Consider the following 9,811-nt stretch of genomic DNA (forward strand, 5'->3'; position numbering starts at 1 on the left):
CCGACACCGGCGCCGACCGGCACCGGCACCGCGACCTGCCGCACCGATAGCGCTGCCGAGCCGGGAGATCTGGGCGCCGAGCCGTGAGATCCGGGGACCGTGCCGCGACTTCGGGGGACCGGCCCGCGAGGTCCGGAGACGGGAGCGGGAGGTCCAGGGACCACAACGCGATGTCCGGCGGCGAGACCGCGACGTCCGGAGGCCGGGAGGCGATGACGATCTGGAACGCGGCGTGGCAGTGGAGCCCGCCGTCACCCATCGGGCGTGATACGCCGCGTACCCGTCGCCGATGGTGAAGGTCACCTCACGGTGGTGCCAACCCGATGCAGTACGAGCCAGGCGTCCGCCGGGAACAGTTTCCGGGCGATCGTCCAGGCGAAGCGCGAGTAGTACGGCCGGGCGGCCACCGCGTCGACGATCCGGGGCCCGTCGAACCGGTGCTCGACGCCCTTCCAGCGGATCGTGCACCCGCCCGCGGTGACGACGTTGCGAACCCAGTTCGTGTGCGAGCCCCACGGCAGGTTGATGACAAAACCGTCCGGGGTAGGTGTGACCGCGACCGGCACGGACAAGGCCCGGCCGGAGACGCGGCCGCGATGGTGCACCACCGCCCACGCCGGGAACCAGCGCCGCCCGGCCAGGACCCGGACGGCAGGCGCGGTGGCCCGGGCGAAACGCCAGGAGGTGTTAGCGGGAACCGAGGTCGTCATATCCCGATCCTGCGCGCCGGGCAGCCGCGAGCGCGTCCCGGCGATCCACCACCCGGCATAACGGAAACCCGCCATGCCGAAGCTATACCGGACGCCACGCGGAAACCGGCGAAAGCTATGCCGGGCGCCATCCGGAAACCGGCGAAAGCCATGCCGGACGCCACGCGGAAACCGACGAAAGCCACGCTGGACGGCACGCGGGAAGCCGGCGGTGGCCACGCGGGAAGCCACGACGACACACCCGGGTCACCCCCGCGATCGCCGTATCGCGTAAGCCACCGCATCGGTCCGCCCCCGCGCGCCGATCTTCCGATACAGATTGGCCAGATGCCGTTCGACCGTGTGCACCGCGATCCCCAGCCGCCGGGCGATCTCCAGATTGGCGTCCCCGGCCGCCAGCAACGCGAGCACCTCGTGCTCCCGTGGCGTCAGAACATCCGCGACGACCGCCGGCCGGGCCACGACCCCGCCACCTACGAACCCGGTGACCAGCCGCAGATCAGCAGCGGCATCCTCGATGAACAGGGTCGGTGTCGATCCGGGCAACTCCACCAGCCGCGCGTCCGGCAACCGCTCGGCCAGCCGCCGGAAGACCTCCACCGGAATCTGCTGATCCCCTTGCCGGTGCAGGACCAGGGCCGGCGCCCGGACCAGGCCGACCTCGTCGCTCACGTCGATCCGTTCCGCGGCGCCGAACCACGCCTTGGCCACCGGCGCCGTCGTCGCGGTCCGGAACGCCTCGGCCACCCACCGCCCGGACGGTGCCGCGTCCCAGCCCAGCCAGGCCGTCGCGGCGGCGTCGGCGAACAACCCCCAGTCCTGCTCCACCAGGGACAACAACGCCTGGGTCTGCGCCGGGCGCATCGCCTCGCGCAGGCGTGGCGCCCCGCCGAACAGGACCATCCGGTCCACCCGGCCGGGCGATCGCGCGGCGAAAGCGATCGCGGTCGTGACCGAGTGGTAGTACCCGAGCAGGGACGCCCGGGCGATGCCCGCGGCGTCCAGGACGGCGTGCAGGTCCCGCAGGTGCGCGTCGACACCGAGGTCGCCGAGGTCGATCCGCCGGTCGGAAGTGCCCATGCCTCGGCCGTCGTAGAGGACCACGGTCAGATGGCGGGCCAGTTCGAGGTACGCCGATCGCAGCGCCGGGATCCGCCACTGCGCGAGAATGTTGCTCAGCGACGGCATCCACACCAGCACCGGCCCGTTCCCGAAGATCTGATAACCGATCGTCACGTCGTCGTCGGTCCGCGCGAAATGCACCTCGGGAAGGCTCTGCACCCGCCCATCATCCGCTCCGGGCGCGGCTCACGTCGTACCGAAAAATGGGTTTGGTCTGTGACCGTCGCCTCGGAGGGCTGCGCGGAACGGCACTATCGGCACACGATGAGCGGTCGGACAAAGCGGATGGGGGCCAGCGGTGACGGAGTCGACGGCGCGGACCGCGGACGATCTGGAGGAGGCCGCGCGGATCTTCACCGGTGTGCGGCCGCGGCTGTTCGGGATCGCCTACCGGATGCTGAGCAGCGCCGGCGAGGCCGAGGACCTGGTGCAGGACGTGTGGCTGCGCTGGCAGGGGTATGACCGGAGCACTGTCACGAACCCGGCCGCGTTCCTGGCGACCACCACCACCCGGATGGCGATCAACGTGTTGCAGTCCGCGCGGGTGCGGCGCGAGACGTACATCGGTCCGTGGCTGCCCGAACCCGTCGACACCAGCGCGGATCCCTACCTCGGCGCGGAGCGGGGCGAGGCTCTGGAGTTCGCGGCGCTGCTGCTGATGGAGCGGCTGACCCCCAGCGAACGCGCCGCGTATGTGCTCCGGGAGGCGTTCGATTATCCGTACGGTCAGATCGCCGAGATCTTGCAGTCGACCGAACCCGCGGTCCGTCAGCTGGTCAGTCGCGCCCGCAAACATGTCGCGGGGGAGCGGCGCACGCCGGTCGCGCCGCAGGCGCAGAAGGACCTGCTCGCCCGGTTCATCGTCGCGGCCCGGACCGGTGACATGACCGCTTTGGAACGGCTCTTCGCGGCCGACGTGGCGAGTGTCTCGGACGGCAACGGCGCGGTCCGGGTCGCGCGTCGCCCGGTGGTCGGCGCGGAGCGGGTGGCGAAGTTCTTCACCGCGCTGTCCGGCTGGTACTGGGTGGATGTCGAGGTCAGTTGGGCGACGGCGAACGGCGGGCCTGCGGCGGTGCTGCGCCGTAACGGTGTCCTGGAGGGCGTGATCACGGTGGTGGTCTCGGCGGACGGCATCGAGCGGATCCTCTGGATCGTCACCCCGGAGAAGATCGCCGCCTTCGCCTGACCGATCCAGATCACGCCTTGCGGCGTCGTGCCCACCGCTGCTCTCGCACTCCGGCGGGACGTATCGCTGGCGGGTCAAGCCGTCGTTTGGGGGGCGTTCGGGTGTTGTTCAACGGGACTGATGGCAACGAGGAGGTCTCGACGCCAATCCTGCCCGTCACCATCTGTTGACAAGCGGGTCGGCCGGCAACGACCACCGGTCCCGTGCAAAAAAAAGACCTACCCACCGCCAGGAGGCGAGTGGGCAGGTCCTCTCATCGTACGATCTAGCGCTTTTTCTTCTTGCGGTCCCGATCCGAAGCGATGTCCTCGGAATAGCTCGCCCCTCCGTCGGACTCCCTGGTCAGCGGCCGCGCGCCGCCCTCCGGCGGCCCGGCCAGCGACTGCTCGCCAGCGGCGAGATGCGGGAACTTCAGGTCGAAAGCGGGCCGCTCGGACCGGATGCGCGGCATCGTGTCGAAGTTCCGCAGCGGCGGCGGGCTGCTGGTCGCCCATTCCAGCGAGTTGCCATAACCCCACGGATCATCAGCGGTGGTGACCTTGCCGAACTTGTACGTGCGCCACACGTTGTAGAGGAACGGCAGCGTGGCCAGGCCCAGGATGAACGAGCCGATCGTGGAGATCGTGTTCAGCGTGGTGAAGCCGTCGCTGGGCAGGTAGTCGGCGTAGCGCCGCGGCATGCCCTGGGTGCCGACCCAGTGCTGGACCAGGAACGTGGTGTGGAAACCGATGAACGTCAGCCAGAAGTGGATCTTGCCGAGGCGTTCGTCGAGCATCCGGCCGAACATCTTCGGGAACCAGAAGTAGATGCCCGCGAAGACGGCGAACACGATCGTCCCGAACAGCACGTAGTGGAAGTGCGCCACCACGAAGTACGAGTCGGAGACGTGGAAGTCCATCGGCGGCGAGGCGAGCACGATGCCGGACAGGCCACCGAACAGGAACGTGACCAGGAAGCCGACCGCCCACACCATCGGCGTCTCGAAGCTGATCTGGCCGCGCCACATGGTGCCGATCCAGGTGAAGAACTTCATGCCGGTCGGCACACCGATCATGAAGGTGAGGAAGCTGAAGAACGGCAGCAGCACCTGACCGGTCGCGTACATGTGGTGTGCCCACACGCTCATCGACAGCGCCGCGATGCCGAGCGTCGCGGCGACCAGGCCCTTGTAACCGAAGAGCGGTTTGCGGCTGAACACCGGGATGACCTCGGTGATGATGCCGAAGAACGGCAACGCGATGATGTAGACCTCGGGATGGCCGAAGAACCAGAACAGGTGCTGCCACAGCATCGGCCCGCCGGTGTTCACGTCGAAGACGTGCGCGCCGAGCACCCGGTCGGCAGCCAGAGCGAAGAGCGCGGCCGCCAGGAACGGGAAGACCATGATCGCGAGCAGTGCGGTGACCAGCATGTTCCAGCACATGATCGGCATCCGGAACATGGTCATGCCGGGCGCGCGCAGGGTCAGGATCGTGGTGATCAGGTTGACCGAGCCGAGGATCGTGCCGAGACCACCGATGGCCAGGCCGACCACCCAGCAGTTCCCGCCGATGCCCGGCGAGTGCAGCGAGTCGCTCAGCGGCGTGTAGGCGAACCAGCCGAAGTCGGCCGCGCCGCCCGGGGTGAGGAAGCCGCTCATCGCGATGATCGTGCCGAACAGGTAGAGCCAGTAGGCGAACGCGTTCAGCCGGGGGAACGCCACGTCCGGCGCGCCGATCTGGATCGGGACGACGAAATTGCCGAACGCGAACACGATCGGCGTTGCGAAGAACAGCAGCATGGCCGTGCCGTGCATGGTGAACAGCTGGTTGAACTGCTCCGGCGACAGCATCTGCATGCCGGGCCGGGCCAACTCGGCGCGCATCAGCAGCGCCATGATCCCGCCGACCATGTAGAAGACGATCGAAGTGATCAGGTACATGATCCCGATCTGCTTCGCATCGGTGGTTCGCAGGGTCCGGGCGAATGCGGAACCCCTCACCTGTCGGCGTACCGGATGTGGCCGAACGGGTGTCGGCCTCGGGGCGACGGTGGTCATCCAAGCTCCTCGGCTGCGCATACGGAGAACTACTGCTCACCCTCTGTTATAGGCTTCTAACGCTTCAATTCGTGCCAGATCGGCTATTCCTCTTTTGTCCGTCAGGGGGATGCATGCTGGAAGAGCAGGACAGCCGCGTGCTCGCGGACATCGAGCGTCGTCTGTGCTCCACCGACCCGGCCTTCGCGCGCCGTATGCGCTCCGGCACTGGTGGCCGCGCGTTTCCGACCCTCTCGGTGGTCTGCGTGCTGGCATTCCTCGCCCTGCCGTTCGTCGGTCTGTTCCTGGGGCCGCGCGGCGCGCTGCTCGTGCTGGACGCCGCCGCGATCCTGGTGATGGTGATCCTCGCGGTCCGGTTCACCCGAAGGTGACGGTCGCGTGCTCCCGTCGGTCTGGCGCGAGATCGCTTCGGTCCCGCGCCGCTCGAAGATCAAATTCATGATGTCGTGCGTCCGCTGGTGTGCAGATCGTCGCTCCCGCCGGGACCCCTGCGGGCTTCGCTGGCCGCTGGCGCGTCCAGAACGCGAAGCCCTCCGGGGCGACGTCCGTGGGCGGTCGCGGCAGAAACTCCCGATTCTCTCGCCGTCTGGTTCTTCCCCGCCGGGCTCCCCTGATCACCCAGGCCCGGGTCGCGGGTTGCTGGGCTCCGGTCCGGCGGTCCGGCGGTCCGGCGGTCCGGGGGTCCGGGGGTCGGGTGGCTCGGATTCGGTCCGGGGTGCGGATGGCTCGGATTCGGCCGGGGTGCGGATGCTCGGGTCCGGTCCGGGGTCCGGCGTCCGGGGTCCGGGTGGCTCGGCTTCGGTCCGGGGTGCAGGTGGCTCGGCTTCGGTCCGGGGGCCGCTTTTGGGGCCCGGGGCGGAGCGAGGTGTCCGGATTAGATCGTGTCTCTTGCCTCCTCGCTGTCGGGCTGGCTGGGGCCGGGCTGGGTGGCGCGGGAGTCGGTGCCGAATAGGCTCTCCCGGAAGGCCAGAGCGAGACACGCCAGGGTGACAGCGCCGGTGATCGTCTGCCACCACACGCCGTCGATGGCGGCCGAGACCGTGTAGACGGCGAGCCAAAAGAGGACAGCGAACCGTGCCGCAGCCGGACGTCGCCACCACGCGGCCCGGCGTTCAGGCTCCTGCTCGGCGAGGTCCCGGGCATATTCGGCAAGGGAAGGGAACTCCTCGCGTGGCGTGGTGCCGGCCGCCGTGACGTGGGCTCGTGCCTGCTCGACAAGGTCGGTAGCACGGTCAGCGGGTACATCGAACCGGCCGGCGAGCAGGCCGTGCAACCGTGCGAACCAGGCTTCCGGTTCCGCCGGCCCGGCCGTGTCCGCCGAACTGCCCGACCGTGCCAGGTCCGCCGGCCCGGAACCGAACACCGCCTGGTGGCCGGCGGCCTGTTTCGGGGCTCGGGCCGGTCGGGTCAGCAACCAGCACAAAGCGAGCGATACGACCAGCGGCACCAGAGTGGGGATCGCCCCGAAACGCTCGCGGGGGAGCCAGGCGAAAGTGGCGACCGTGGCGACGAACAGCATGGCAGCGGCCGCGAAGCTCCCATTCGCCAGCCGCGGCCGACCGGCGGCCCGGAGTGCGCCGGGAGCTGCGACGAGGACCAGCATGGTGGCCATGAGCAGGACAGTGCCGAGCGTGCCGGACACGGTGAGCGGCAGCATCAGGCCCCTCACCCCGATCGCCACCAGAGACGCCGGCACCCCGTTGACCGCCAGCAGGAACAGGCCGTTGCTGAGGTGGTCCGCGGAAGTCCGGCCCTGGGTGTCCCGCCGCGCCTGGGTGGCCGGCCGGGCGGCGGCGACCTCCGCGGCGAATTCCTCGGGCGAACCCAGGGACTGCCACGGGTCCGTGCCGCTCTCCTCGACGTGCGCCCGGGCGTCGTCGATCAGCGGGCTGGCCTCGTGGTACTCGATGCCGCGGTCGCCCAGGGCGATGCGGGCGCGGAACTCCCAGCGGTCGAAGGTCTTCATCATTGCCCCGTTGTCTGCTGCAGGAACTGGTCGAACGTGGAGGTGAAGCGGTGCCAGGACGCCCGCTGTCCGGCGAGCCGGAGCCGGCCGTCCTCGGTGATCGCGTAGACCTTCTTGCCCGGACCGGCCTGGCCGGCGTGCCAGCTGGAGCTGACCACCGCCTCGATCTCCATCCGGTTGAGCACCGGGTAGAGCACGCCGCCCTTCACCGGGCCGAGCCCCTGCTCGCCGAGGCGCTGGGCGACGGCATACCCGTGCCGGTCGCTCTCGGCCAGCACGGCGAGCACTGCCAGCTCCAGCGTGGCCCGCACCCATCCTGGTTCCAGATCTGGCTGCTCTGCTGCCTTCGTCATGCGCCCTCCCGTGTCGCGTCCCATCAGAGTAGTACGAACTTGCGACTAGTCAAGTCTCAGACTAGTGTGGGCCGGGACGAAGCGACGGCGAGAGGAGGACTTCCGCTCCTGCCCGGCGGGCCCTGCCACTCCTAGCGTGAGAGGCGAGCCCAGGGAGGCGTCATGACGGCGTTGAGCGTTTTTGATCAGTTGGCGTTGCACCCGTTCGCCGAGGACCTGCCATCCGACTGGTTGCACCGGTGGTCCGTCCACGGCCGTCCGGTGTTCCGCCCCAGCCGGCACCGGTTGTTCTCGGCGGGCGACCCGGCGAACAAGTTCTGGCTGCTCAATGCCGGTGTCGTGGTGTTGGACATGGCGGTCCCGGGCCGCGGCGACATCGTCGTCGAGCGGCTGCGCCCCGGTGCGGTCATCGGCTGGTCGTGGCTGATGGCGCCCTACCGGTGGCGCTTCGGTGCCCTGGTCGCCGAGGACATCCATGCCATCGAGTTCGACGCCGTCCGGATCCGCGACATGATCGCGGGCGAGCCCGACCTCGGCCGCGACCTCAATGCCCGCTTCCTTGCGGTCCTCGCCGACCGCCTCGAAGCATCCCGTCGCCGCCTGGCCGAGCTGTACGCCTATCCCGAGACCTTCTGAAGATCAGCTGCCGGCGTGCTGGCGGTACGAGACCTGCCACAGAGCCAGCGCGAGGAGGCCCGTCACCAGCACCCACCCCGCGAGAGGAGCGCCGAATGCCCCCAGCAGCACCGCCCCGGTCACCGACGGCAGCGCCCACCCGAGGCTCCACCGCCGAGCCGCGCCGGAGACCCCGAGCGGCCCTCCGACCAGGAAGTACACCGCTGCACCGCCGCACAGGATCCACCGGCCGACCGGTCCGGTGTGCTCGCTCTCGCCAGCCGCCAGCCCACCCACTCCGGCTGCGATGGCCACGATCGCCGCAGTGGTCAGGTAGTGCGCCGGCATGGTCAACCGCAGCGCCCGGGTCCAGGCGCCGGAGACCGGTGCCGCCGTCGACCCGTTCTGCAGGGTCAGCCACCACAGCGAGACCAGCAGGCCGAAACCGGTCACTACCAGCAGCCAGCTCCGGTAGGACCACACCTCGACTCCGGCGGCCTCGTTCACCAGCTGCGCGACCGCCTCGCCCAGCACGATGATGACGAACAGCCCGAGCCGTTCACCCAGGTGCGGCCGGTCGGCAGTGACCGCCCTTGGCTCCGGATCGGCTACCACTTTCGCGCCGAACCGTCGGCTCAGCCGGGCCACCCACCCCTGCTGCTCCCGTTCGTACTCACGGCGTTCCTCGGCGAGCAGCCGTTCCGGTGAGCGGGACGCGAGCACGGTGTACCCGATGTCGAAGACGATGCCGGCCAGCCACAGCCAGTACCGGATCGGCGCGTCGAAACCGAGCGAGGCGATCCACGGGATCAGGCCGACTGCCTGGTGCACGCCGGGCCATTCGGTCATCACCTCGGCGGACCGTTTCCAGGACGCGATCGCGAGCATCCGGCAGGCGACGTAGGCGACGATGAACGGCTGCGGCCGGTCGTGCTCGGTGAGCTGCGGAATCGACGCGGCCATCACCGCGATGCCGAACATTGCGGCCAGCATGGTGAGCAGCCGCGTCCGGGTGGCCGCCACGTTCGCGTACAGGGTGAAGCCGGTCCAGACGCTCCACATCGCGTAGTAGAGCACCGCGAAGATCAGCAGCAGCTGCCCGTCCGGCTCGCCGTGCAGCAGGTGGGCCAGCTGGGCGACGGCGGCCACGACCACCAGATCGAAGAAGAGCTCGAGCCAGGTGGCATGCCGCTCCTCAGCGACCGTTTCCGACATGCTCGGAACCTAGCGTGTGTCGATCCTTCTTCGCCGCCCGGGCCCGTCACTCCGCCGCTCCATCACTCCCGCCGCGCCCCACGCTCCCCGGCAGGCGTCACCCTCGCGGCCGCCGCCACTCCCGGTCACCCCGCCCGCACGCGGTCCTCATAGGGGCGCCCGCCCGCAGCTACAAAACCGAGCGCCGTGTTGGCCCCACGACCCGTCCCGTCACCAGGCCGTGCCGCGCCCCCGGCCCTCGGCTGGTCACCAGAGGTGCCTCAACCCCTCGATCACACCCCTGAGAGCCAGCCGACACCGCGAGCCACCCCACGGTCCGATGTGGCCGCAGTCCTGAGTGGCTGCGGCCCGCGGGGGCCGCGGTCCTGAGTGGCCATGGTCCTGAGTGGCTGCGGGTGGGTGGCTGCGGTCCGATGTGGCTGCGGTCCGGAGTAGCCGGGCTCCGTGACGGGACGGCCGACCCGCACTGCCCACCGGACTGTCCCGCACCTCCCGTCCCGGCTGGTGCTGAGGGCTCCCTCGAGCCATCGAAAGCAGCCCTCACCGCCAGCCGTGACAGGTCGGCTGGTGGTGAGGGTTGTGTCGGCGGTCTGGAGGCAGTCCTGA

Annotated in this window: 9 protein-coding genes; 3 read left to right on the forward strand and 6 right to left on the reverse strand. The window is 69.6% G+C overall.

The window, feature by feature from the left end:
- Positions 1-299 precede the first annotated feature (299 nt).
- Positions 300-710, reverse strand: a complete 411-nt coding sequence (locus Apa02nite_RS32385; RefSeq protein WP_203828413.1) for a PNPOx family protein — start codon at positions 708-710, stop codon at positions 300-302.
- A 246-nt stretch (positions 711-956) separates the two neighbouring features.
- Entirely contained in the window at positions 957-1,991 is a 1,035-nt protein-coding gene (locus Apa02nite_RS32390) for an alpha/beta fold hydrolase (protein ID WP_203828414.1), read from the reverse strand.
- Positions 1,992-2,130: 139 nt separating this feature from the next.
- Between Apa02nite_RS32390 and Apa02nite_RS32395 the strand changes: the two genes are divergently transcribed.
- Complete coding sequence (locus tag Apa02nite_RS32395; protein WP_203828415.1) at positions 2,131-3,018, forward strand: RNA polymerase sigma-70 factor; 888 nt, start codon at positions 2,131-2,133, stop codon at positions 3,016-3,018.
- 265 nt (positions 3,019-3,283) lie between these two features.
- On the opposite strand, the gene ctaD is transcribed toward Apa02nite_RS32395, so the two are convergent.
- Positions 3,284-5,056: an aa3-type cytochrome oxidase subunit I gene (gene ctaD / locus Apa02nite_RS32400; RefSeq protein WP_067707634.1), complete on the reverse strand. Its 1,773-nt coding sequence runs from the start codon at positions 5,054-5,056 to the stop codon at positions 3,284-3,286.
- 113 nt (positions 5,057-5,169) lie between these two features.
- Between ctaD and Apa02nite_RS32405 the strand changes: the two genes are divergently transcribed.
- A complete protein-coding gene (locus Apa02nite_RS32405; RefSeq protein ID WP_203828416.1) occupies positions 5,170-5,427 on the forward strand; it encodes a DUF3040 domain-containing protein in 258 nt (85 codons plus the stop codon).
- 503 nt (positions 5,428-5,930) lie between these two features.
- On the opposite strand, the gene Apa02nite_RS32410 is transcribed toward Apa02nite_RS32405, so the two are convergent.
- Positions 5,931-7,025, reverse strand: a complete 1,095-nt coding sequence (locus Apa02nite_RS32410; protein WP_203828417.1) for a hypothetical protein — start codon at positions 7,023-7,025, stop codon at positions 5,931-5,933.
- Complete coding sequence (locus Apa02nite_RS32415; RefSeq protein WP_067707625.1) at positions 7,022-7,375, reverse strand: PadR family transcriptional regulator; 354 nt, start codon at positions 7,373-7,375, stop codon at positions 7,022-7,024. The genes Apa02nite_RS32410 and Apa02nite_RS32415 overlap by 4 nt, the downstream gene beginning before the upstream one ends.
- 162 nt (positions 7,376-7,537) lie before the next feature.
- Between Apa02nite_RS32415 and Apa02nite_RS32420 the strand changes: the two genes are divergently transcribed.
- On the forward strand, positions 7,538-8,011 hold the full coding sequence (locus Apa02nite_RS32420) for a Crp/Fnr family transcriptional regulator (protein WP_203828418.1): 474 nt from the start codon (positions 7,538-7,540) through the stop codon (positions 8,009-8,011).
- 3 nt (positions 8,012-8,014) lie between these two features.
- Here Apa02nite_RS32420 and Apa02nite_RS32425 read toward each other — a convergent pair whose 3' ends face one another.
- Positions 8,015-9,205: a low temperature requirement protein A gene (locus tag Apa02nite_RS32425; protein WP_203828419.1), complete on the reverse strand. Its 1,191-nt coding sequence runs from the start codon at positions 9,203-9,205 to the stop codon at positions 8,015-8,017.
- Between the last annotated feature and the right edge of the window lie 606 nt (positions 9,206-9,811).

Source organism: Actinoplanes palleronii (genome assembly GCF_016862315.1).
GTDB classification, from domain to species: domain Bacteria; phylum Actinomycetota; class Actinomycetes; order Mycobacteriales; family Micromonosporaceae; genus Actinoplanes; species Actinoplanes palleronii.